Below are 23,980 nucleotides of genomic sequence, written 5' to 3'. Positions count from 1 at the left end.
ACATTAGTATTATTATTGCTACTAGTACCACCGTAATCATTGCCGCCACCGCCACTGTAATCATTGCTAATTACTGGAATGTTTTGTTCATACTCGTGATGGTAAGAACAGTTTTGACAGTGGCAGATTACCCTGCGCCTTCCTGAATAACTAGTGGTTGCTGGAACTAAAACTTGTTGAGTCCGTTTAAGGTTGAACGTTTTGCATTGAGGACAGTGTCGATTTTTGATGAAATTAGCTAGGCAAAAAATAGCGATCAAAAAAAATACAACAAAGATCCAAAAATGGAAGTTAAAGAAGTTGTCTGGTTGCCCATTAGGTTGAGACAGGTTGTTGTCTTGTTGCAACTTAGATGGCACTTCTTGTGCAGCAACATGAGTAAGCGTGATAAAAAATCCAACAAAAAAAGCGATTGATGGAAAAATAATTCGTTTAATCAGGCGTTTAATCAGGCGTTTATTCATACTTTTCTGTTTTAGCAATATCGCATGCGTGGCATGGGAGTGTTAAAAAATATTCCTATCATCAATACCCCAGAAACAGTAAGACTGTTCAAACAGTGAACAGTGAACAGTGAACAGTAAACAGTGAACAGTGAACAAGGGGTGAACGAGTCCGTTTCCTACCTGATAACTGATAACTGATAACTGATAACTGGTAACTGATAACTGATAAGTAAGACAGAGGATATAGCACAAATGCTATATCTCTGCCGTCACGGAACGCAGCTCAACAAAATGAATATCACGCTAAGTGATATTTGGATTAGTGTTGGCTCTATATGTTCTTCAGTTGGAGTGGAAGAAAGTTTTCTCTTTTGTTACAAAACTTTACGATTGAGCGAAACCTCACTAACAAAAGCAAGTATGCCGTTTCGCATCCTTGCCAGAGGTTATCATAAAGTTTGATATGCATCGCCACAAACACCATGAACCCCGAAATTGCTCGTCATCTTTGGAAATTACTTTGGCAAGATTACAGCATCCGGGTAAGTTATGCCCGCACCTACGCACAAATGATCACTGATGCGGGTGGGACTGTTGCTAATGATCACATTGCTTTTCGATCTTTACGCATGGAGGTAGACAGTCCACAGGGTAAGGTTAATTTGGGTATTGACTATTTAGGACAACTTGCCGAGGCTTTGGGCTACGAGGCGGCTGGGGAATACTCTTTTCCTGAAAGCCATCTTTACGCCCGTCACTATCGCCATCCTCAGCAAGAGGAATTTGATTTGCCCAAGTTGTTTATCAGCGAGTTGATTGTTGATGAATTGCCAGAAGAAACTGTCCACCTTATCCGACAAACTGTTTCCAACGTGAATTTATTTCATTATTCAGCAATTCTCCAGGCGTTCGCTACTGAGACTAAACGCGTTGCCAAAGAACTCCATAGAATCTTTACGTGCCCTTGGCAACCTCCCCGGCGTTCTGTAGTGGAAGAAGTGAACAAGGTAACTCAATATGGTGCTTGGGTGCTGCTGCACGGTTATGCTGTCAATCACTTTACAGGCTACGTTAATCGTCAGAATACCTCAAAATACCCAGATATTGAGACTACTGCCCGTAGTTTAGCTAACTTGGGTGTGCCAATGAAAGCTGAGATTGAGGGGGATATTGCCAGTGGTTTGCGGCAAACGGCAACTCAAGCAGTTACTGAAGTTGTCACAGTCTTAGAAGATACTGTAGATGTCAAAATTCAACTCCCTTGGACTTATGCCTACTATGAAATTGCCCAACGCTATATGGTAGAAGTGGAAGCAGATCAGCGGGTGTTGTTTGATGGTTTTCTAGGAAAGAATGCCCAGCAGTTGTTTGAAATGACGCGATTGAATATGAGTTAGTTTTCTAAATAAGAATAATGTAGAGACGTAGCATGTGACGTCTCTACATTATTCTTATGTTGGATTTCCCCACGGTAAGTCCAACCTACATAAAATTTTCAACCCTTATTTATGGTGTGGTGTCACTAAGCGGGAGACAATTGTTTGACTTTTTCTTCCATTGATTCCATCAGTGATTGATAGGGCTGAATAAATTTGTCAATCCCTTCATCTAAGACAAGATCCATCACTTGATCCAGATTAATCTTGATATCTGGATCTTTAAGACTGTCAATCAACTGATATGCTTCTTTTACCCCAGTCTCAAGCCGATTAGCAACATCGCAGTGATCTGCGCAGGCTTCTATTGTTGCTGGGGGTAGAGTATTAACGGTATCTGAACCTATTAACTCGTTAACGTACATCACATCGCTGTAGGTGGGATCTTTGGTACTGGTAGAAGCCCACAGTAGTCGCTGCACGTTGGCTCCTTTGTCTGCTAAAGCTTTCCAACGCTCACTCTGGATAATTTCTTTGTATTTTTGGTAAGCAATTTTAGCGTTAGCAATTGCAACTTTGCCTTTAATTGCAACTAAGCCTGCTTCTATTGCCAAATCCTCAGTGCCAATTGTCTTGATTCTTTCCTCAACGACTTGGTCAATTTTAATGTCAATTCGGCTGAGGAAGAAACTAGCAACAGAGGCTATTTTGCTAACATCTTGACCCTTATTTACTCTTGCTTCCAAACCTCGAATGTATGCCCAAGCCGCCTCTTCATAGCTTTTAATCGAGAACAGTAAGGTAACGTTGACATTAATTCCGTCGCTAATCACCTGCTCTACTGCTGGTGCGCCGCTGAGAGTTCCGGGAATTTTTATCATGACATTTTCCCGCCCAATTTCACGATAATATCGCTGCGCTTCACCAATCGTAGCTTTTGTATCGTGGGCGATAGTTGGAGGAACTTCGATGCTGACGTAGCCATCCAAGCCTCCAGACTCTTCGTAGATAGGGCGGAAAATATCACAAGCGTTGCGGATATCTTCAAAGATTAGGGATTCGTAAATTTTGGAAACAGGTAAACCTGCTCGAATTCCTGCTTCGATATCAGCATCATAGAGCGCATTTCCGGCGATCGCTTTTTCAAAAATTGCAGGGTTAGAAGTAATCCCACGGATACCCCGACTCGAAATCATGCGTTGAAGTTCACCAGACTGAATTAAGTCCCGAGTCAAATTATCCATCCAGATACTTTGACCGTAATCTTTTATTGTTAAGAGTGGGTTACTTGCCATTTTTATCACCAAATTAGAGCTATCTATACTTACTCACTGCTTTATTTCTAATTTTTGTTAAGTCTTTATCGCTTAATGCAAGTTGATAACGTTTTGATTATTCTTAACCAGCCTAAAAAAACAAAAAGATTATCTCCTCTTTCAATAGAGGGACTTTAAAAGTCACAATAAAATCTTCCGATATAGATTTTTTTTGTGCTTTTTATTTCATTTTATATTTTGATTGATGTAAATAAGTTTACATCAATCGTCTTAAATTTTTATATAAATCAAATTTTTCATTTTTACTAAGCTATTCTGGATAGTCTAAATTCTTGAAAATATCAAATATATAAAAGTCACAATAGTAAACAAGAAGTTGCTGTATTCAAGACACAGTTATCGTTATATATCTTAAAATATCTACTTAATAGATGGCAGTTCAATTTACAAGATAATCATGAGCAAGATTTGTCAAGTACCGTTAATGAATAACCTTGCTCATAATGACTGCTATGATGGAAAATTAAGGGTTTTTATAATTTTCATCTATCCAGCAGCGTGGCAAGCTCTCACCAGAAGGAAAAACTAATTGCTGTTTCTCATACTCTTCTGGATCTTGTTCTTCTTCTCCCGCCTGAAGTCGCGCAACGATAGTAGGTTTCAATGGGCTAATCAGCGCTTCGAAGTCCTGTATTTCTACTAAGTGACCAGTCTGCTTGTCTTGAAGAAGCATGGCGAAAATTGTTTTAATGACAAATTAGTTAGCTAGACAGCTTCTAACAATAGCCTATTGTTTTACGTGTTTCACTCACCCTAAGATAGAAATGAACACGCTATGTGCGATCGCCTCTAAAAAGATTGTTTAAAAATATGGAAATATGGTATTCTTCGTGAATCACTGTCAGTCGAAAAATTAACAATATTGTTATGCGACGCCAGAGGTATATCAAGAGGGGGTACGTCTTGTACGCATATGATCAACTCAGTCTTCTGGTAGAACGTTTGCAAAACCTACTCTGTTGGCGTAAATAAAAATTAAAATAATTGTGATGTTTGCTAATATAAAATCCTGTTAGAGACGCTAATAAACAGCATTTACTAAAATTAGGGTGGAGAACAAATATGACTAACATAGTACACTCGAAACGCAAAACAGCTTCCTTTCCGGCTGCAATATTTCTTTCAGCTTTGCTAACACTCCCACTGCTTACTAGCTGTGGAGGAGGTTCAAAAACTGCAGCACCGCCGCCACCTGCTGACAATACTGTTGCTAGAACAGTGAATAATCCAGAGACAGCAAAGCAAACCAAACCTAAAAAGGGATTGGGTACAGGGCAGAAAGTAGCAATTACATTAGCTGGTGCAGCTGCTTTATACTACCTCTACAACAGGCATAAGAATGCGGAAAAAGAGGGGGCGCAAGGTAAGTACTACCTCTCAAAGAATGGACGTGTTTACTACCGGGATGCGCAAGGCCGTCCTCAGTGGGTAACCCCACCTGCTGGAGGAATTAAAGCTGAAGTTCCAGAGTCCGAAGCGCAACAGTACCAGGATTTCCAAGGCTATAACGGGCGTAGTACAGGTCGTACTCTCAAGGACGTAGCCCCTGCAAACGCTCCATATTAGCTCCATATTAAATATTGATTCAAAAAGTGGTCAAGCAGAAAAAGCAATTTCTACTTGACCACAAGGTGTGTAAATGGTATTAAAAAATTTTGTTGAAACTATGCTGCACTTAGCTCAAAGGTTTTGAGATCTTTTAGCCGATAATTTCTTTTTTGATTGAGTCCAGTTGTGCAGCTAATTCTTGCCGAGTAGGACCTTTGAGTAAATAGCGGAAAGTAAACCAAATTGTGTAACCAATCCCTGTTAACTCCAGCAGTGGGCTTAAGAGTGGAATATCATTGACTGCATCTAGCACCGCCAATATTAGCCTGAGTAGAGTTACTGTGACTACAAGTAAAGCAAAGCTAATAACTGGCAGCTTGTATTCGTTGACAAACCTACCTAAGTATTCAGGAAGTTCTGCCAAAAAGGTAGAAATTTGTCCACCAAACTGCTGCAATTCCTCTTCAGTTTCAGTCGCAGGTGGTAGCATTGCCAAAGTTCCTGGTTCTGAAGCTTCAAGTGCTTTGATGCCTTCTTTTATCTTGGCATCAGTGTATTCAGCTTGTTGTAATTCGCTGTCCATAATACTTGTTCCCTCTCAAATAACAACAATTTTTTCTACTTAAATTTATGGTACTAGCCTACCATTTCAGAAAGTGCCGCAACTATCAGGATACTCGTCAGCTTTATCGCCAACACGCTCTGTAATTTCAGCACCACTTAATCTGATGATTGCAATCTGTATCCTGAATAACCACAAACACCCTGTTGATTGGCAAACCAGAATCTCTCAATTTATACAGCTCACATTTTGCACACAGTAATGAGTAAATACGCTTATAGTACACCGATTCAAACCGAAGACCATCCTTACTTCCTCCTAAGCGCTAAAATTATTTGTACAAGAATCTTCTAAATGCAGTTAATCATATTAATACTATTTTTGAACGAAATGTTCACCCATCTTTTGGGATAAGTTTTATCTTTATCAAATTGAAAAATTATTCGTTTTTAGATAAAGTCCAATAAAATGTTTTTCTACAAGAAGTCAACTATACTGGAATTGCTGATTTAGCAATTTTTATGCTAGGGATTGGTGAGCGCTATCTAATTATAGACCACATGCATCAAAGATTTTGGTGGGGGAGAGCAACCCATTACTCATCTTTACGTCGCACTGTCCAACATTACTGACTCAAGCGCGACTGACGGCTCTGTTGTTTCTTGTTCAATTAATGGTCTAGCTGATTTCCTTAAAATACTTATCATTTCTTTATTTTTGTGAATATAAGGCTTTACAATCTTTGCCAGAAAGTAGTCAGAACAATACTACTAGCTCACAACACAAATTTTCACAGGTAATCAGGGTTCCGAGAAACTAGTTCAAAAGTCAATATCTAGGGCTCGCATAAAAATGCATCGTCAGAGGAATATTCCTGTAGATTACAAGACTATATATGCATATAGTTTTGTAATCTATAATTTCCGGCATTTTTCTAATTGTGAGTCACGAAAAATGTTAAAAACTTTTAAATCATTCTCTCGGTAAAATCAAGTCATTCTCTAGGAAGAGGATTCCAAATCATGAAATTTATAATTTAAGAAATAGGAGAAAATGTGAAGGAAAAAGTGAACAATATCACTTGCTCCAATTAGGTACTTAAACTTAGACAAGAGCAAGAATAAGGATAGTTTTTCTGTATGTGTATGTTAATGCTTGCTGTTGTATTGGTGCTGCGTTTATCATAGGTTTGTTAATAAGTAGAGCTATCCCAAAGCCAGTAGTTGCAGTTGCAGTTGCTATCAAGCTAAGTAACTTGGACAGTAACATTAGGCGTCGTGTTGTCAATATTCTTTAAGCTCTTCTTGCAGAAACGCCTAAAGATTAATAGAGATTTCTAGATTGACATGTGTACTTAAGTTGTAATCAAGGAGATAACATGTTTAAAAGTGTGGAAATGACGTTGGGTTTGCTGTGGAACCAACTTGGAGCAGTACCAATCCCAGCAAATCCGGAACTTGTAAATCCAGAACAGGCTACGCTTGTCTTTTCTAATCCGAAATTTTTAGTCGCATTAGTGACTGGTGTATTGATGGCATTTGCCTTTCAATTATTATTAACAAACTTCTCCATAGCTGTGGGAATATCATCTTTAGGAAGAGGTGATGGTTCTGATGATTCAGAAGGCTTGGGTGGAACAATTCGTAAAGTTGAAACAGCCGCAGGTCTTTGGGCTGTTGTTACCGCAACCATTGCATTATTCGGTGCTTCTTTTCTGGCAGTCAAACTAAGCTTGGTTGAAAGTGCGCTTATAGGAGGGATAATTGGTGTAGTCATCTGGTCTACCTACTTCTCCTTAATCACTTGGTTTGGTTCAAGAGCAGTAGGTTCCTTAATTGGTTCTGTTGTCAGCACTGCGACTTCTGGCTTCCAAGGACTCGTGGGTACAGCAACTACAGCTGTTGGCGCGAATGTTGCTAAAAATCAAATGGTTTCTAGTGCTGAGGAAATTACCGCAGCTGTCCGCCGCGAACTCACATCAGGTTTTGATGCTGATAGTATCAAGAACACAGTGCAAAAATCTTTAGCTGGTGTGCAATTACCTCAGTTAGATATCAAAGAAATTCGCTCTCAGTTTGACAAGCTGCTCAAAGACGCAGATTTAGAATCAGTTGCTGATAGTGACTTGCTAAAAAATATCGATCGCCAGACTTTTGTCGATTTAATTAGTAGTCGCACAGACTTATCTAAAGAAGATACCAATCGGCTTGTAGATCAATTGCAAGGTGCTTGGAACCAAGCTGCTCAAGGGCAAAATCCCACAGAACAAGTTATTAATTTACTTAACTCTGCCACTCCGGAAGAATTGAAGCCAGAGCAATTAGGTCAACAGCTACAGCAATTAGCCTCAGCCGCTGGAAGCAAAATTAATCCCAGTGGTGGGATAGTGAAGCAAGGTGTTGAACTTGGTTTGGGTGCTGCTTTACCAGCTGTGTTGAAAAAGGTAGACTTCTCGCAGATAGACATCGAGAAAATTAAACCTCTGCTACAACAGCTAGGAGGAAAAGTTAAGCAAATAGATGTTGATAAAATTACAGAGCAACTGCAAAAGCTTAAAGACCAAGCAACAGAGCAAGCTGGTCAGTTGGGTAGTTCTGTGGCTAGTAAATCGCCTTCCTCTAAATCCAACACTATAAAGGCAGATGTAGAAGAATACATACAAAACTCTTTACCTTGGGATTTTAACTCCCTGACAATCAAAGATGAATTCAAACAAGTCATCTATGACGAGAACGCTAACCCAGGAACTGTAAAACGGGAGTTGGAGGAACTTAAGTTAGAGTATTTTGCCAACTTGCTATCGCAGCGAGAAGACATCAGCGAAGCAAAAGTCAAAGAAATTGCTGAACAGATGGAAAGCATTCGCACGGAAGTTTTAGAAACAGTTAACCAAGCGGACGCGACAGAAAAATCCCAAAACCTCCGCACTCGCTTAGAAGACTACCTGCGTTCGACTGGTAAAGCAGAACTTAACCCAGAAGGTATTGAGCAGGACTTGACAAAGCTGCTGGAAGATCCAGAAGCTGGTGTTGAAGATTTGAGTCAACGATTTTCAGATATTGACCGTGATAGCTTAGTGAAGCTGCTGGCTGCACGCGAAGATATAAACGAAGAGGAAGCTAATAATATTGTTGGTCAACTCGAACGTACACGTGATAATGTCTTAAATCGGGCAAAAGAACTGCAAGAACAAACCAAAGCGAAAGCTGATGAATTGCGGCAAAAAGTAGAAGAATATTTGCGCAATACTAATAAAGAAGAACTCAATCCAGAAGGTATCAAGCGTGATTTCAGAACTTTGCTAGAAGATCGCCAAGCAGGATTTGAGGCTTTAAAGGGAAGGTTCTCACAATTTGACCGCGATACTTTAGTAAAATTATTAAGTCAGCGGCAAGATTTGAGCGAAGAACAGATAAACCAAAATATTGACTCTTTACTTGCAGTCCGGGACAATGTTTTGCAAGCACCTCAAAAAGTAGCGGGTAAAGCCAAAGAGCAGTACGAGCAAACTACAACCGCTATTGGTGAGTATCTCCGCAATACGAATCTGGAAGAACTAAATCCTGAAGGAATTCAGCAAGACTTGCAAAAATTACTCGCCGATCCCAAAGATGGTGCTAATGCATTGCGCGATCGCCTCTCCCAAGTTGATCGTGAAACCTTAGTCAAACTCCTGACGCAACGAGGAGACTTGAGTGAAGAGCAAGTAAACCGCACCATCGACTCTTTCCAACAAGGAATTGATAAGATTGTCAAAGCGCCGCAACGCTTGGCAAACCGTACGACTCAAAAGGTTCAGGACTTTGAAGCGAATCTGGAAAACTACCTGCGCAACACCAACAAAGACGAATTAAACCCTGAAGGAATCAAGCGCGATTTGCAATTGCTGCTATCTTCTCCTCGTGCTGGAGTCGGAACTTTAAGCGATCGCCTTGCCAAATTTGACCGTTCAACAATTGTCGCTTTGCTGTCTGGGCGCGAGGATATCTCAGAAGAGGAAGCCAACCGAATTGTAGACCAAATCGAGTCTGTGCGTAACTCGGTGGTAGAACAATATGAGCAAGTTCAGCAAAAAGTACAATCGGTGATTGACGGCGCGACGCTTAAAGTTCGCGACTATCTCAACTCACTCGAACGTCCCGAACTCAACTATGAAAGCATTCAGCAAGATTTTGCTAAATTGTTTGACGATCCACAAGCAGGATTTGAGAGTTTGCGCGATCGCCTCGGTCAATTTGATCGTGATACCCTAGTTGCTGTCTTGAGTTCGCGCAAAGATATTTCCGAAGAGCAAGCAAACCAAATTATCGACCGAATTGAAGCAGCACGAGATAACGTCTTGCATCAAGCCGAACGTATCCAGAAGGAAACGCAAAAACGCCTTAATGCTATTAAAGATCAAGCTCAAAAGCAAGCAGTTGAAACAAAAAAAGCTGTTGCAGGTGCTGCTTGGTGGTTATTTAACACTGCTTTTCTTTCCTTAGCAGCTTCAGCAATAGCTGGAGTGATAGCTGTAAAAGGTCTAAGTTTCTTAGGTTAAGTTTTTTACTCGTTCATGGTTATGCCTCTCCCTGGAGAGGCAATACGGTTCGATTAGCTTGTTTCTCTCAAGGGAGATCCCCCCAACCCCCCTTAAAAAGGGGGGCTATTTTAGTCTTTTACCCCCAAAAGGGGACTATTTTAGCCTTTTACCCCCTTTTTAAGGGGGTCGCCGCAGGCGGGGGGATCTTATCCGAACCGTATTGCCTGGAGAGGCTTTTTTGTTAAAGTGAACAACAAGATTCCCAACTTCTTTTAGAAGTCGGAAATTTGAAGATGCGTAACTTTCATAAATCAAAACACGACAAATCTTTATGATCAAGCGAATTTTCCGAAAAGCCCTGACATTCTTGTCAGTGTATTACGCTTATAACATTGAGTATCGTGCAGAAGTCATTTTATGGCTACTGTCAAACTCTCTGCCAATTATTTTAATGGGAGTGTGGATACAAGCGGCCCAAGGAGGACGGTTCAATTTGTCACCTGTTGATTTTGCTCGTTACTTTCTTGCAGTTTTCATTGTTAGGCAAATCACAGTAACTTGGGTGGTTTGGGAGTTTGAAGAGGAGATAGTACAAGGAAAACTTTCACCGCGCTTGTTACAACCTATTGATCCCGTGTGGCATCATATTGCTTCCCATGTTTCTGAAAGAATGTCTCGTTTCCCTTTTACATTGTTACTGATAATCCTCTTTTTTCTCCTTTATCCACAAGCTTTTTGGGTGCCAAGTTTAGCAAACTTTTTATTATTTTTGTTGGCGAGTGTACTTGCTTTTGTTTTACGCTTTATCATGCAATACTCGTTTGCAATGCTTGCTTTTTGGACGGAACGAGCTAGTGCTGTAGAAAATTTTTGGTCTTTGTTTTATTTATTTTTGTCTGGAATGATTGCACCACTTGAGGTTTTTCCTGAATCTGTGCGATCGATAGTACTTTGCACACCATTTCCTTATATGATTGATTTCCCGGCAAATATTTTGATTGGATCACCTGTGGATTTGACACGGGGATTTTTGTTAATACTGGGTTGGATTTTGGTGTTTTTGGGTTTGAATCGTTTGCTGTGGCGACGAGGATTGAAGCGATACTCCGGGATGGGAGCTTGACATCCTCCCACCGCTAAATCTAATTGATAGACTGTTTCCAACTAATCCGATTTAACCCAATCGGTAGGGGAGGTCTTTGTTCTCCTGCTGTTGGTGCTTCTGATTCGTTTCCAACTAATCCGATTTAACCCAATCGGTAGGGTTTTTGGGATAGGATACGCCTGTAAAAGCGTAGGTTATTGTTTCCAACTAATCCGATTTAACCCAATCGGTAGGGACGTAGCAGAAATTGGCTGGGTTCAAAATAATGGCTCGTTTCCAACTAATCCGATTTAACCCAATCGGTAGGGCACTATTATAAAATTAGTAGCTAAAGGTGGGGAAGTTTCCAACTAATCCGATTTAACCCAATCGGTAGGGAGGAATTTTTCCTAGTTTTTCAACCTATTGTAAAGTCAATAGTTTCCAACTAATCCGATTTAACCCAATCGGTAGGGGAGAGATCTACTTGTCCTTTGAAGGGACAGAGCGTTTCCAACTAATCCGATTTAACCCAATCGGTAGGGGTTCTATACTCTACAGATCTGTAGAGTATTATCTAAGGTTTCCAACTAATCCGATTTAACCCAATCGGTAGGGGGGTTGATTTCCCGGAAGTTGCATTGCGCCTTCATGTGTTTCCAACTAATCCGATTTAACCCAATCGGTAGGGCCTGGAGCCTATAAAGTACAAGCTCGTCCACCCAGAAGTTTCCAACTAATCCGATTTAACCCAATCGGTAGGGCGGCCTACAGAGACACCAACTCCAACGGTATCTCCCGTTTCCAACTAATCCGATTTAACCCAATCGGTAGGGTTGCTATTATATATGCAGCTAAACATTGGGTTTAAAGGTTTCCAACTAATCCGATTTAACCCAATCGGTAGGGTTCTAACTCTTAGTCTTTGCGCCGCTTCTCTCTGGTTTCCAACTAATCCGATTTAACCCAATCGGTAGGGGTACCTGCACCTCAACTTCCGCCAACCTGTTTGAAATGTTTCCAACTAATCCGATTTAACCCAATCGGTAGGGCTCATGATTTAGCTAGAAGAAACGTGAAAACACTCAGAATGTTTCCAACTAATCCGATTTAACCCAATCGGTAGGGAACAAGCATAACTTCTCTTCATCAAGCCAAACTTGTTTCCAACTAATCCGATTTAACCCAATCGGTAGGGTCAGAAATCTTTAGACAAAATGATCCATCTGGTACGTTTCCAACTAATCCGATTTAACCCAATCGGTAGGGGTTGGGAGCATTCGACCATCCTAATGGATATGTAAAGTTTCCAACTAATCCGATTTAACCCAATCGGTAGGGGTAATTATTCAGAATGAGGGCAGATTGCCCTATCGTTTCCAACTAATCCGATTTAACCCAATCGGTAGGGTATAGGGAAAGGAGCTGTACAAACTATTCAAAAAGTTTCCAACTAATCCGATTTAACCCAATCGGTAGGGCATGGCTACAAACGGTTGGGGACTATTAGGACGTGCGATTGTTTCCAACTAATCCGATTTAACCCAATCGGTAGGGCACAGTTGCTAGTGCTACTATTGCATTATTTGCTGGTTTCCAACTAATCCGATTTAACCCAATCGGTAGGGTGCAGGATCAGCTCTAAATAAAGAGTGGGTCAGGGCAGAACGTTTCCAACTAATCCGATTTAACCCAATCGGTAGGGTATCACTGTTGCATATAACGCAGAGGGCGAATTCGAGGTTTTCCAACTAATCCGATTTAACCCAATCGGTAGGGACTACATTCGCGTATGTGGTAAAACACATGCGTTTTCAAGGTCTTTTCCAACTAATCCGATTTAACCCAATCGGTAGGGGAGTCACGCTTGTTCCATACTGTGCAAACCTGAAGTTTTTCCAACTAATCCGATTTAACCCAATCGGTAGGGTTGCTCTTGTTGCCCTAGCGATGACAATACCATTGATTTTCCAACTAATCCGATTTAACCCAATCGGTAGGGTTCCTCCAATTAGTGATTACATCCGTCTAATTGATTTTCCAACTAATCCGATTTAACCCAATCGGTAGGGGTTTCCAGGCTTATAAAGCAGCTAATTCCCAGATCTTTTCCAACTAATCCGATTTAACCCAATCGGTAGGGAGTTCGTTCAGGAGCCTTTACCCAGTGAGGGTTTCAGCACCCAAATCGACACACCTCAGAAAAACATCAAATACGTTCTTCAAAATCATGCAAGACACGCATCTCAAACCCTTGCCCAGTAAGGAATCGACACACCTCAACGAGAAATATAGGGTTTCAGCGATTTGGCTTAGTGTGTCGATGACCATGTTACAAAACCTCCTTGATTTATCTTAAAACCTAGATTGCATAATACTTTGACTGTACTTTCGGCAATTTTGATTTTTGTCCGTTACCTTCTGGGAAGTTGGAAAATTGAAGTATCCTTTATGACACTATAAATATCATTATATAACAATTTCCAAGATTTTAGAGGTAACAATTAATACTTCAAAAAAGTACAACTTTTTTTACTTAAATAATACAAATGATAAATGACACCAAGAAAAAATGGTGCAAGATACGAGCAGCCTACAGATGGCGCACCACCGGTTATAAATGAATGTGTTTATCTGGACTGTATCATGAAGGATAGAAAGTTTATTTCTAACTTAAGTGGCGATCGCTCTGGTATGCCGCTGCCAAAGGGATTCTCACCATCTGCAAGCTTGATATCATCCCACAAGAACAGTCAACAAGGTTTACTATGAAAAAGTATTAACTTTTAAACTTTTTTTTCTAACTTTTTACCTTGTTTACATGGACTGGCAAGAAATCTCTGGTAACTGGGTACTTGTTCCGCAAAATCCTGTTGGTGTGATTCACTTTCTCGGCGGGGCATTTGTTGCTACAGCACCCCATCTGACGTACCGTTGGTTGCTAGAACAACTCGCAAGCAAAGGCTATGTTGTGATCGCGACACCGTTTGTGAACACTTTGGATCATAGTGCGATCGCAAAATCTGTCCTCTTAAACTTTGAACGCGCCCTAGAACGCCTACAGGATAATTCGGCAATACGCAAGCGCTACCTTCCCATTTATGGAATCGGGCATAGCATGGGTTGTAAGCTTCACTTGCTTATTGGTAGCCTCTTCAATGTAGAACGCGCTGGCAATATCCTCATATCCTTCAACAATTATGCTGCACGGGATGCCATTCCCTTAATTGAACAGTTTAACCTAGCCGCAGTCGAGTTTACCCCCTCACCGTTAGAAACTAATAAACTCGTCCAAGATCGGTATAACGTTCGTCGTAACTTGCTGATCAAATTTACCAACGATACCCTGGATCAATCAACAGCTTTAACTGAGTTATTGAAACAACGATTTCCAGAGATGGTGATAGCACAGATGCTAAACGGGACTCACACCACACCCTTAGGGCAAGATATTAAATGGCAAACGGGAGAATCTTTCACGCCCTTTGACGCTTTAGGACAGTGGTTTAAGCAACAAGCGTATCGCGATCTCAATCAGCTTAAAAGCATTATCCTCTTTTGGCTAAACCCTCTTTCCAATCCCATAATCAGCTAGGAGATCATCAAAGACCCAGAATTTTAGGGAAAGTTCATACCCGAAATGATTATTTTTTAATGATTATTTTTTAATGACTATTAACTAATGAATAGTACGTTTCAAATTATAGTAATTGATGATGACCCAGCAGTACAGATACTTCTTACGAGGATGCTGGAAAGACAGGGTTATAAAGTATTGGTAGCCAATAACGGCAAGGATGGAATTACAAAAGCAATAGCTTGTTCTCCAGCGCTGATTATTTGTGACTGGATTATGCCAGGAGGCTTAAATGGATTAGAAGTTTGCCAGCGAATCAAGACAGATCCTCAGTTATCCACCACATTTTTTATTTTATTAACATCTTTAGATTCGGTAGCGGATCGCGTTAAAGGGCTAGATGCAGGTGCTGATGATTTTATCACTAAACCTATTGAACAGAATGAATTGCAAGCAAGGGTAAGAGCCGGATTGCGTCTACATCAACTTAGTAAGGATTTACAAACTCAAAAGCAAATTTTAGAAGCAGAATTGGCAGAAGCCGCAGAATATGTGTGTTCCCTTTTGCCTATGCCAATGACGCATCCTATACAGATTAATTACCAATTCATTCCCTCGCGTCAATTGGGTGGTGATTGTTTTGATTACTACTGGCTTGACTCTGATTATCTGGCAATTTACTTGTTAGATACTGCTGGACATGGACTTAGAGCAACTCTTCCTTCTATTTCCGTGCTGAACTTATTGCGATCGCATGCTCTTGCTGGTCTGAATTATTATCAACCCAGTGATGTTTTGCAAGCGTTGAATAATACTTTTCAAATGAATTATCGAAACGATAAATACTTTACTATTTGGTATGGAGTTTATAACCGAGTTAAGCGCCAGTTAATTTACGCAAGTGCAGGTCATCCACCAGCAGTCTTAATATCTGGAAAATCTCCAACCAACCCAAAAGTCAAAAGACTGAAAACCCCTGGTATGCCAGTAGGCATGTTTCCAGAGGTAAAATATGTAGATGACTTTTGTCAGATTGAAGAATCTAGTTCTCTTTATATTTTTAGTGATGGTGCTTATGAGATTACCAAATCGGATGGCACTCTTTGGACTTTGGACGCTTTTATTCAGATGCTTGTCACCTCACAGCTTGAATGTGAGGGTAAACTGGATCACATTTTGAATAGTATCATCTCTTTAAACTCCAAAGAAGCTTTTGATGATGATTTATCTATGATCCAGGTTAGATTTGATTAATTTATTCCAAAACTCACAGCTTGGTTGAATTCTTCTCGATTTGAATATATTTTAAATATTTTATCCATGCTTGTCAGTTCAAATAATATCCTGACTTGCTCATTTATCGAGCAGATCACAAAATTTTTATCTACAGAGTTTAGAGCTTTAAAAGCTAACACCAAAGCACCCAAGCCAGAACTATCCATAAAAGTGACTTCTTTCAAATCAAGTAACACTGTTTTGGTACTACTTTCTTTTTGTAAAATTTCATCAATTTTTTTTCTCAACTCTTGCGATTGAGCGGCATCTAAAATTCCACTAAGTTGAATAACCTTGACTTGTTCTACCATCATAAAAGCACATTTTTTGTATAATAATTAACAGAAATATCAACATATACCAATACTAATTCATTTCAAAAACACTTGCCATATCAGTATGTATAAATCCCAAATAATAAGTCAATCATCACATCAAGATATTGACAAATTCTTGATTTTATTGCGATCGTACTTAGCGAAAGACTCTATGCTTCTGGTGGAATAGGACTCACCTTAGCTCGATATAACAGTTTATCACCTTGATGGTAACCAATGTAACGTACCTTAACCAGTTCACCAACTTGTGCACTACCTTCTAGAAGTTGGTGCTGTTGAGGATCATAAGGCAATTCTGCTCCTACAGGTGCTATGGCTTCCACTCCCCAGTGCTGCAAAAGTCTTTCCAAGGGTTTGTGCACTAACGGCACAATATTAAGCGCGCTTAATTGGGGATTTTCCCGTGCTTTGTGTGCTGCAGTGGGAAATTGCAGCAACAAAGATTCCAGCAATTGTAAACTAGACTGCTGAAACTCTTGCAGCAATACCTGTCGTTGTTGCTGTATTTGCTGTTGCGATCGCTCGTACTCTTTTTTTAATTCTGCTATTTGTTCTAACAAATGTTGAGATTCGTTAGTTGATGTATCTTTACTTCGTACTAACTTTTGTTGAGAGAAAATTGTAACTAACTCATTGAAAGTTATTTGTAGTGCTTGGGCTAACTTGAACAGAACATCCACCCGCATCTGCTCAACTCCCAGCCGCCGTAGCCGCAAAAGCTGACGCTCTGAGACGCCAGCAGTGCGACTCAGAGCTTTGAAACTAGAAATACCCACACGTTGCATCAGGTCATGCAACTGTGAAGTGAAATCGATGTGGGACATCGTTGGCAATGACTAACTGCTGGTTCCTCAGAACTACAGTTTAGTGGTTAATGGTGCTTTTTGACAACCAACAAATAATCCCCATCTACCTTAGTCTTCAAGTAAACTTCTTAGCATCCAAGCATTCTTTTCGTGTATCTGCATCCGCTGAGTTAATAAATCCGCACTAGGTTCGTCATGAACCTCGTCTACTATGGGGAAGATAGACCGCGCAGTTCTGACAACGGCTTCTTGTCCTTCTACAAGCAGGCGGATCATTTCCGTAGCTTTGGGAACGCCATTCGTTTCTGGAATAGAACTGAGTTGGGCAAATTCGCTGTAAGTACCGGGTGCAGGATAGCCCAATGCTCTAATTCGTTCGGCAATTAAATCAACTGCTATTGCTAACTCTGTGTATTGCGTTTCAAACAACAGATGCAGAGTTTGGAACATTGGTCCTGTAACGTTCCAATGAAAGTTATGAGTTTTCAGGTACAGCGTGTAGGTATCAGCCAACACGCGAGACAAACCTTCAGCAATTTTAGCTCTGCTTGCTTCGTCAATACCGATATTTACTGGGAAAACTCGAGTTTGCATATTTTTCTCCTGTTTAGTTATTGCTAATAACAGCTAATGAAATTCATGCCAAATGCATCTTCAGAACGCTTTTGGGAGCTTTGCGGACTTTGGCTAAGATAGTTTCTTTGCCCAAACGCTGGCAAGCTTCATAGCGATGACATCCAGAAAATCCATAATACTGTCCATCGACTTCTAATATATCGATTGGTTCTTGTTGCCCAATGGCAGCAATCGATTCCATGAGAGCTTTTACCTTGTCAGGGTCGTTGGTACGTGGCAAAGGTCGCCGTATCTGATTTAAAGGAATCTCTTGAACTTTAATCATAAAGAAGTTTTGTTCATGGGTCGTGTCTTATGGTTCTTTATATATCATACTCGTTATGACTATGACTTGCAAGCAACGAAATTGGCAAAACTAATATTAGTTTGCTCAAATAACTTGTGCCAAAAACTACTAAACTACATAGGGAGTCAACCTTGGGTTGAACCTGTGTAAAACTGCGAAACTGCCATGAGTCATCGTGGTGCGCACTGCTTTGCCTGTGGTTGCTCAGTTTTACATACTTTTGATCAAAGCCCTTCAAGGAACCCCAAAGGAGAAACGAGGGTCTTAATATTCAGGATGCTCCGGTTTAAATTTTTCTCCAAGGATTTTTCCGGTTTGGGGGCTGACAACCAAATAAATCTACCATTATCCTTCTGATTTCATACTGTTTTTGCGGATCATCCACCCCTAGACAGTTGTAGCGGAAGAGCAAAGGTTCTATGAAAATTATCTGGCGTATTTCTTACACCGTACTGACCACATTTTGTTTATTAGGTCTGACAGGAGCCTCTGGTCCTGCTAGCAGCACAAAAGATGTGGAAATCAGGATTGGCATAGTGCAGCGATTTGGAGATAATTCCACAGAACAGTTAGAATTAGAACCTACCAAAGGCGATCGCTTGAGGCTGAAATTTCAAGATGGTAAGCGTCAGGAAACCGTAGTGACCACCAACCCAGTGAAACTGGAAGTCTTGATGCAAGCTTTACCGGTAGCAGTCGTCAAGGAAAGGGTTGTGCTGGGCACTTACCGCACTTACGAAACAGCCGAAGACAGTGCCAAACACTGGCGTGATAAGGGAATAGAGGTAGAAATAGCCCAACCAGAACGCTGGCAAGTTTGGGCCAAGCGCGATGTGTATAACACTCCCTTACTCAGACGTTTGCTTCTTTCGACTGTAGAATCTGCAGTTCAGAAGACTGCTTTTGTAGATAGCCAAGTTTTACAAAGTGTACCGCGAGTCACTTGGCAATTGAATGGTAAACGCTACAACTTAGATAATTTGGAAATTAGTAGCGATAAAAATTTGATTCGTGTCAACGAAACTAAAAAACCAGAGAAAGCACATCTTTACGCTGGACGGATGAAGTTGCAGCCAAATGCTTACGGTACTTATACTCTCATTAACGAAGTGCCTTTAGAAACATACTTGCGTGGAGTAGTGCCGTATGAAATTGGTGCTTCAGCCCCAACTGCAGCAATGGAAGCACAAGCGGTTCTGGCCCGGACTTATGCCCTGCGAAATTTACATAGATTTGCAATAGATGGGTATCAATTATCTGCAGATACTCACTGCCAGGTGTATTATGGGTTGAGTGGAGTGACACCGAACACAGATCGGGCGATCGCAACAACGCGGGGTATGGTTCTCACATACAGAAACAATCTTGTAGATGCCCTATATTCTTCTACGACTGGCGGTGTCACTGCTTCTTTTAGCGATGTCTGGAATGGTGATGATCGTCCTTATCTGCAGCCCATCATAGATGCTCCGAGCGATAATGTATGGAACTTGTCTGGGCAGAATTTAGCGGATGAAAACCAATTTCAACGGTTTATCAGTCTCAAAATCGGATTTAACGAAAGCCAGAAAGACTTGTTCCGTTGGCGTAAGGAATCTAGCTTGAAAGATATTACCAAGGATTTACAAAAATTTCTGAAAGTGAAAAACAGTCCCTACGCAAAGTTCAAAAGTATCAGAGATATGAAAGTTGTAGAGAGAAGCAAGAGCGGACGCATTCTTAAACTTGATGTCAAAACAGATATTGGCACCTTTTCTTTACATAAAGACGAGGTTCGCAGTGCCTTTGCCGCTCCTGTGAGCACACTGTTTTACTTACAACCCTTAAATAAAGGTGAATCAGAACTATGGGGATATGCCTTTGTTGGTGGCGGTTTAGGACATGGAGTTGGCTTGAGTCAAGTAGGTGCTCAAAATCTCGCTCAACTAGGTTGGGAGAATCAGAAAATTCTCCAATTCTACTATCCTGGAACTAAAATTCAAATTCTCGGCAACGGGATTTCGGGAACGAACTGAGTTATTAGTTATACTCAAGAGCCTCTTTCCCCCTTGGAAGGTAACTGAGGCTTTTTTGTGGAGTAGACTATAAGACTCATAACATTTGATGTTCCCCTATGGCTAACGCCACGCCTTACGGTGAGACCAGCGCTCTTGGTAGGGTTTCCCTCCGCAGGCGACTGGCGTTAGCGCAGCGAGACCGGAGGTCTTCCCCGGAGGGCTATCGGGGAGAACCTCCGGTTCCGCTAGCCCCCTTAGGGGCTAGCGGCTTCCCGTAGGGTAGGAAGTGGCGTCCAAGACGGCAATTGGACTCACCAAGACGGGGGGGCTAGTCTCACCTATTAAGCGTTCCCTTAGATAGTCAAATAATTTACGGATAATTAACAAAGTTAGCTTTGTTATATTTGTCAGTAGCTGATTGCTAGAATTAGGCAAATAAAGCAGGAACGTGGGACACCCTCTGCTCCTGCTTATAGAACCTGAATCTAGACTTAATGCCAAAGTAGGTGTTGGAGCAGACACAGCGCAAAATGATTTGTGTTGTTAGTTCTGCTTCTTTTCCTTTTGTGTCTGTACGACATCAAAAACTCTTGCAAGAGGTTAATTTTTCAGAACCCTAACTTTTAATAAAGTTCCTCTTCCTGATGGGTTTCGATGGTACAGTCAGACTTTGGATAAGCGACACAGGTTAGCACGTACCCAGATTGAATCTGGTCATCGTCCAAGAATGATTGGTCACTTTGGTCAACCTCACCTTCTTTGATCAGACCAGCACAGGTAGAGCAAGCACCAGCGCGGCAAGAGTAGGGCAGGTCAAGACCAGCTTCTTCAGCAGCGTCTAGAATATAAGTATCGTCCTCAACGTCAATTGTTTCCTTCAGCCCTTCAGCTTCGTTGATCAGTGTTACTTTGTAAGTTGCCATTTTCGTAGTTCTCTCTTTTGCAAATGGACGGTATAAGTTATCCTGAAGCAAAAATTACGGCTTTTCTTGTCAGAATAGCCGCGAGTTATAATTAGCTTCACCTTTGATACTACGAGAAAAATAAAAGGATGTAACCAGAAATTGAACTCGATTAGTAATGAAATTTTGCGAGTTAATTATGATAAATTTATCTTATAAAAATCAGCATCGGCTTGCTAGATTGTTAAATAAAGTTACAGGAATTTCCGTTAAAAACTGCTCAGTAGTGCTGTATAAATAGATACAAACAATAGCTACACGCTACGTGCAGATGAATTTTACCCACGGGATAGGTATCGGATATTTCCGTAGATGGCGTCAAAGACAACGTGGGAGAACAAAATTGTTCTGCCCACACAATTGTTGCCTTTAGTCTATTCTGGCTACATCCTTGGTATTAACGAACCAGGTTTGTCTAGAGTTGCCCTGGTCAGACACAATTCCATTACCGTCGAGATGCACTTCCAAGTGCTGGTGTTGACCAAACGATATCCCCTTATAATCTTTAATTTCTATCCACGAAAATGGAATTTTTTCATTTGCTTGACGTGTAACCTGTTCTTTGTCCTGAAAAGTGGGATCTTGCTTCAAAATTGTATTGTTCCTGAGAGTTAAAGTACCTGACATTAGTACATCCTTATTTGATTACGAATAGTTTCTTCTAATGCTTCTATAGTTGTGAATCAAAGCAACTTATGCATTTGCTTCCACTCCCAAATTCAGCCACCCATACTCACTACATTCCCTGACGAATTACGACGCAAACTGTGATACAAAACCCCGACACCCACTAACAGTACCACAGTTGACCCAGCCACCGCCAAAGCGCGTATATATCAGTGATTACTTCAGCAGCGCTTCAATGGGCAAGTAAGTTAAGTTTACAGCAGAAGTAAGCAGTCATATCATGTGCGGTAAAAGACTTATCATTAAGATCTCACGCTTAGCAGGGAGAGAGGATTTTACAATCTTCGCACAGATGTTCCAAATAATAACTAATTAAAGGGACTTGATATTACCCCTCCCTGTGAAAACAGAACACAGCATACACAGCAGCAGTGGTGTTTCCCCAAACTCTTGTAGGCGAGTACCCAACTGTGGTGGAACTATCAATGGCTGCATTTCCAGCTTCTTGGCAATGTTTACATCGCCCCCACTCCCAAATCTCGCGTACTGAAAATTATGGGCGTCTCTGGCTTTTCCCGTCAAAAAGCAATGAAATCTCCCCTCGCCTCCTCAGAGGGTAGTTCATTCACACCATCTACCAACAGCAAAAATTGTTTGTCAAACAGCAGCCTTTCAATATTTAATAAAAATAATACTGAGTTATGAGTACTTTTTGAATGATCTACATAATTGATGGTATTTTGATTACCAGTTATATTTGTGACAAAATATCTGTCACAAAATCGTTATTTATCTCAATATTATGAACAATCGATTCTCGCATAGCTGGGCACTCCCTCGGAGTTGGTTACGATTTTTAGTCATTGTTCTATTGACATTGGGCGTGTTTTTTCGTTTCGTCAACATTGACCGCAAAGTATACTGGTTCGATGAGACTTTTACCTCTTTACGAATTTCTGGCTATACAGAAAAAGAAGCGATTGAAGACGTCTGCAATAATCGTGAAATTGGCATTGAAGATTTACAAAAATATCAACATATCACTCCTGAAAAAACCTGGAAAGATACAATAAATTCTTTGGCAGTAGAAGATCCGCAGCATCCACCACTGTATTATCTGATGGCGCGATTTTGGGTGCAATGGTTTGGCGGTTCAGTTGCAGTAACCAGAAGTTTGTCTGTCTTAATTAGCTTGCTGGTGTTTCCCTGTATCTATTGGTTATGTATAGAATTATTTCAGTCATCGCTCGTGGGATGGGTAGCAATTGCACTGTTAGCCGTGTCACCATTTCATGTACTGTATGCACAGGAAGCACGGCAGTATGGTTTGTGGACTGTGACAATTTTGCTCTCAAGCGCAACACTACTACGGGCAATGCGACTAAAAACTATGCTTAGTTGGGGAATGTATGCAGCTACCGTGGTTATGGGGGTATACACATTTCTGTTTTCTGGGTTGGTGACAATTGCTCATGGTATTTATGTATTTGCCGCTGCAAGATTGCGATTAACTAAGATGGTGATTGTTTATCTGCTAGCGGTTTTGGCAGGGCTTTTAGCTTTCACGCCTTGGCTTTTGGTGATTATGAGCAAATCAACCCAACTTCATAAAACAACAGGCTGGACATCTGAACTTAGAATGTCTCGGTTACAGATGATAAAACAGTGGGTTATTAACCTTAGCTATTTTTTTGTAGATTTTGACTACGATTTGCAACGGGGGAATGATGGCTCCATTTTAAAATTGATGGTGAAGTTTTTGATTCCTTTTATCTTAGTTTTAGTAGGATATTCGATTTATTTTCTTTGTCGTAAAGCTCCAAAGCAAGCTCGCTTATATATCATAATATTAATTGCAGCTACATTTCTACCTTTAGCAATGCCAGATATCATTTGGGGAGGAGTGCGGACACGAGTAGCTCGGTATCTGATCCCTGCTTTTTTGGGTATTCAGTTAGCTGTTAGTTACCTTCTGGCAACTCAAATTGCCCCCACCTGTATTAACATTTGGCGACAGAAATTCTGGCAGTTTGTGATGATTGCGCTGCTCTCGATTGGAGTCCTATCCTGTGTCATCATCTCTCAAGCAGAGAGTTGGTGGTCTAAAGATCTTAACATTTATATGCCACAAGTAGCCCGCATTATCAATCAAGCTTCTCAACCACTTTTGATCACTTCCTGTGAGGGAACCTGGCCTTTAGGTGATGAACTATCTCTGAGTTATCTGCTTAATCCAAAAGTACGGCTTTACTTGGTGAAGGAGCCAAATCTACCGAAAATTTCTAATAAGTTCAGTGATGTTTTTTTATATAATCCTACCCACAATCCTCCCTTGAAAATATTGACTGATCAGATAGAGAAACAACTAAAATACAAACTAGAAAAGATTTATCCTGAAAAACTTCAGCTTTTGAAACTAGTCAAAAACTAGGGGTGTAAGGGGGTAAGAGTATAGGGGAGCCACTGCCGTGCGCGGGTTAAGCGCGTTGAGGCATGTGGCGTGAGCCAGTACTGAAGCGCGTAGCGTGGCACGAAGTGCCATAGGAGGGTTTCCCGACAGAGGTATCTGGCGTGTGTAGGGAAAATAATTAGTAGGGGCAC

19 protein-coding genes, 1 pseudogene and 1 CRISPR repeat array are annotated in these 23,980 nt (G+C 40.9%); of the genes and pseudogenes, 9 read left to right on the top strand and 11 right to left on the bottom strand.

The window, feature by feature from the left end:
* Positions 1-464 (bottom strand): annotated as a pseudogene (locus tag AC5JM2_RS32905) (hypothetical protein); the annotation flags it as partial.
* Between the two features lie 464 nt (positions 465-928).
* Between AC5JM2_RS32905 and AC5JM2_RS32900 the strand changes: the two are divergent.
* On the top strand, positions 929-1,843 hold the full coding sequence (locus tag AC5JM2_RS32900) for a DUF1338 domain-containing protein (protein ID WP_495839924.1): 915 nt from the start codon (positions 929-931) through the stop codon (positions 1,841-1,843).
* Positions 1,844-1,968: 125 nt separating this feature from the next.
* Here the strand turns inward: AC5JM2_RS32900 and tal are convergent, their stop codons facing one another.
* Together tal and AC5JM2_RS32890 are read right to left on the bottom strand one after the other, a co-directional pair.
* Entirely contained in the window at positions 1,969-3,117 is a 1,149-nt protein-coding gene (gene tal, locus AC5JM2_RS32895) for a transaldolase (RefSeq protein WP_495839922.1), read from the bottom strand.
* A 505-nt stretch (positions 3,118-3,622) separates the two neighbouring features.
* Positions 3,623-3,832 (bottom strand): acetyltransferase, encoded by a 210-nt coding sequence (locus AC5JM2_RS32890; RefSeq protein ID WP_495839920.1) that lies wholly within the window; start codon positions 3,830-3,832, stop codon positions 3,623-3,625.
* Between the two features lie 389 nt (positions 3,833-4,221).
* Here AC5JM2_RS32890 and AC5JM2_RS32885 point away from each other — a divergent pair, with 389 nt between their 5' ends.
* Positions 4,222-4,725, top strand: coding sequence for a hypothetical protein (locus tag AC5JM2_RS32885; protein WP_495839918.1), 504 nt, complete (start codon positions 4,222-4,224; stop codon positions 4,723-4,725).
* Positions 4,726-4,858: 133 nt separating this feature from the next.
* Here the strand turns inward: AC5JM2_RS32885 and AC5JM2_RS32880 are convergent, their stop codons facing one another.
* A complete protein-coding gene (locus tag AC5JM2_RS32880; RefSeq protein WP_495839916.1) occupies positions 4,859-5,290 on the bottom strand; it encodes a CAAD domain-containing protein in 432 nt (143 codons plus the stop codon).
* Positions 5,291-6,647: 1,357 nt separating this feature from the next.
* Here AC5JM2_RS32880 and AC5JM2_RS32875 point away from each other — a divergent pair.
* The 5 genes from AC5JM2_RS32875 to AC5JM2_RS32855 all read left to right on the top strand — a co-directional run bounded on the left by AC5JM2_RS32875 (position 6,648) and on the right by AC5JM2_RS32855 (position 15,706).
* Positions 6,648-9,809 carry an MFS transporter gene (locus AC5JM2_RS32875; RefSeq protein ID WP_495839915.1) on the top strand — a complete coding sequence of 1,054 codons (3,162 nt, stop codon included), beginning with the start codon at positions 6,648-6,650 and terminating at the stop codon, positions 9,807-9,809.
* Positions 9,810-10,122: 313 nt separating this feature from the next.
* Entirely contained in the window at positions 10,123-10,914 is a 792-nt protein-coding gene (locus AC5JM2_RS32870; RefSeq protein ID WP_495839914.1) for an ABC transporter permease, read from the top strand.
* Between the two features lie 33 nt (positions 10,915-10,947).
* Positions 10,948-13,018: direct repeats of the CRISPR family, unit length 36 nt; unit sequence GTTTCCAACTAATCCGATTTAACCCAATCGGTAGGG.
* Between the two features lie 413 nt (positions 13,019-13,431).
* Entirely contained in the window at positions 13,432-13,647 is a 216-nt protein-coding gene (locus AC5JM2_RS32865) for a hypothetical protein (protein ID WP_495839912.1), read from the top strand.
* Positions 13,648-13,696: 49 nt separating this feature from the next.
* Positions 13,697-14,470, top strand: a complete 774-nt coding sequence (locus tag AC5JM2_RS32860) for a DUF1350 family protein (RefSeq protein ID WP_495839910.1) — start codon at positions 13,697-13,699, stop codon at positions 14,468-14,470.
* Between the two features lie 87 nt (positions 14,471-14,557).
* Entirely contained in the window at positions 14,558-15,706 is a 1,149-nt protein-coding gene (locus AC5JM2_RS32855; protein ID WP_495839908.1) for a PP2C family protein-serine/threonine phosphatase, read from the top strand.
* On the opposite strand, the gene AC5JM2_RS32850 is transcribed toward AC5JM2_RS32855, so the two are convergent.
* From AC5JM2_RS32850 to AC5JM2_RS32835, 4 genes are all read right to left on the bottom strand, one after another.
* Positions 15,703-16,038, bottom strand: coding sequence for an STAS domain-containing protein (locus tag AC5JM2_RS32850; RefSeq protein WP_495840027.1), 336 nt, complete (start codon positions 16,036-16,038; stop codon positions 15,703-15,705). The two genes, AC5JM2_RS32855 and AC5JM2_RS32850, sit on opposite strands and share 4 nt — an antisense overlap.
* 176 nt (positions 16,039-16,214) lie before the next feature.
* A complete protein-coding gene (locus AC5JM2_RS32845) occupies positions 16,215-16,889 on the bottom strand; it encodes a nucleotide exchange factor GrpE (protein ID WP_495839906.1) in 675 nt (224 codons plus the stop codon).
* A 90-nt stretch (positions 16,890-16,979) separates the two neighbouring features.
* Positions 16,980-17,465, bottom strand: a complete 486-nt coding sequence (locus AC5JM2_RS32840; protein ID WP_495839904.1) for a Dps family protein — start codon at positions 17,463-17,465, stop codon at positions 16,980-16,982.
* A 43-nt stretch (positions 17,466-17,508) separates the two neighbouring features.
* Positions 17,509-17,772: a ParB N-terminal domain-containing protein gene (locus tag AC5JM2_RS32835; protein WP_169263800.1), complete on the bottom strand. Its 264-nt coding sequence runs from the start codon at positions 17,770-17,772 to the stop codon at positions 17,509-17,511.
* 440 nt (positions 17,773-18,212) lie between these two features.
* Here AC5JM2_RS32835 and AC5JM2_RS32830 point away from each other — a divergent pair, with 440 nt between their 5' ends.
* Positions 18,213-19,808 carry a SpoIID/LytB domain-containing protein gene (locus tag AC5JM2_RS32830; RefSeq protein ID WP_495839902.1) on the top strand — a complete coding sequence of 532 codons (1,596 nt, stop codon included), beginning with the start codon at positions 18,213-18,215 and terminating at the stop codon, positions 19,806-19,808.
* Between the two features lie 605 nt (positions 19,809-20,413).
* On the opposite strand, the gene AC5JM2_RS32825 is transcribed toward AC5JM2_RS32830, so the two are convergent.
* The 3 genes from AC5JM2_RS32825 to AC5JM2_RS32815 form a co-directional block, all read right to left on the bottom strand.
* A complete protein-coding gene (locus AC5JM2_RS32825) occupies positions 20,414-20,713 on the bottom strand; it encodes a ferredoxin (protein WP_495839900.1) in 300 nt (99 codons plus the stop codon).
* A gap of 408 nt (positions 20,714-21,121) precedes the next feature.
* Positions 21,122-21,379 carry a hypothetical protein gene (locus AC5JM2_RS32820; protein WP_495839898.1) on the bottom strand — a complete coding sequence of 86 codons (258 nt, stop codon included), beginning with the start codon at positions 21,377-21,379 and terminating at the stop codon, positions 21,122-21,124.
* A 372-nt stretch (positions 21,380-21,751) separates the two neighbouring features.
* A complete protein-coding gene (locus AC5JM2_RS32815; protein WP_495839896.1) occupies positions 21,752-21,874 on the bottom strand; it encodes a hypothetical protein in 123 nt (40 codons plus the stop codon).
* Between the two features lie 307 nt (positions 21,875-22,181).
* On the opposite strand from AC5JM2_RS32815, the gene AC5JM2_RS32810 reads away from it, so the two are divergent.
* Complete coding sequence (locus tag AC5JM2_RS32810; protein WP_495839894.1) at positions 22,182-23,810, top strand: glycosyltransferase family 39 protein; 1,629 nt, start codon at positions 22,182-22,184, stop codon at positions 23,808-23,810.
* Positions 23,811-23,980: the final 170 nt, after the last annotated feature.

This window comes from Brasilonema angustatum (assembly GCF_059505445.1).
This window is presented reverse-complemented; position numbering and strand designations above follow the sequence as displayed.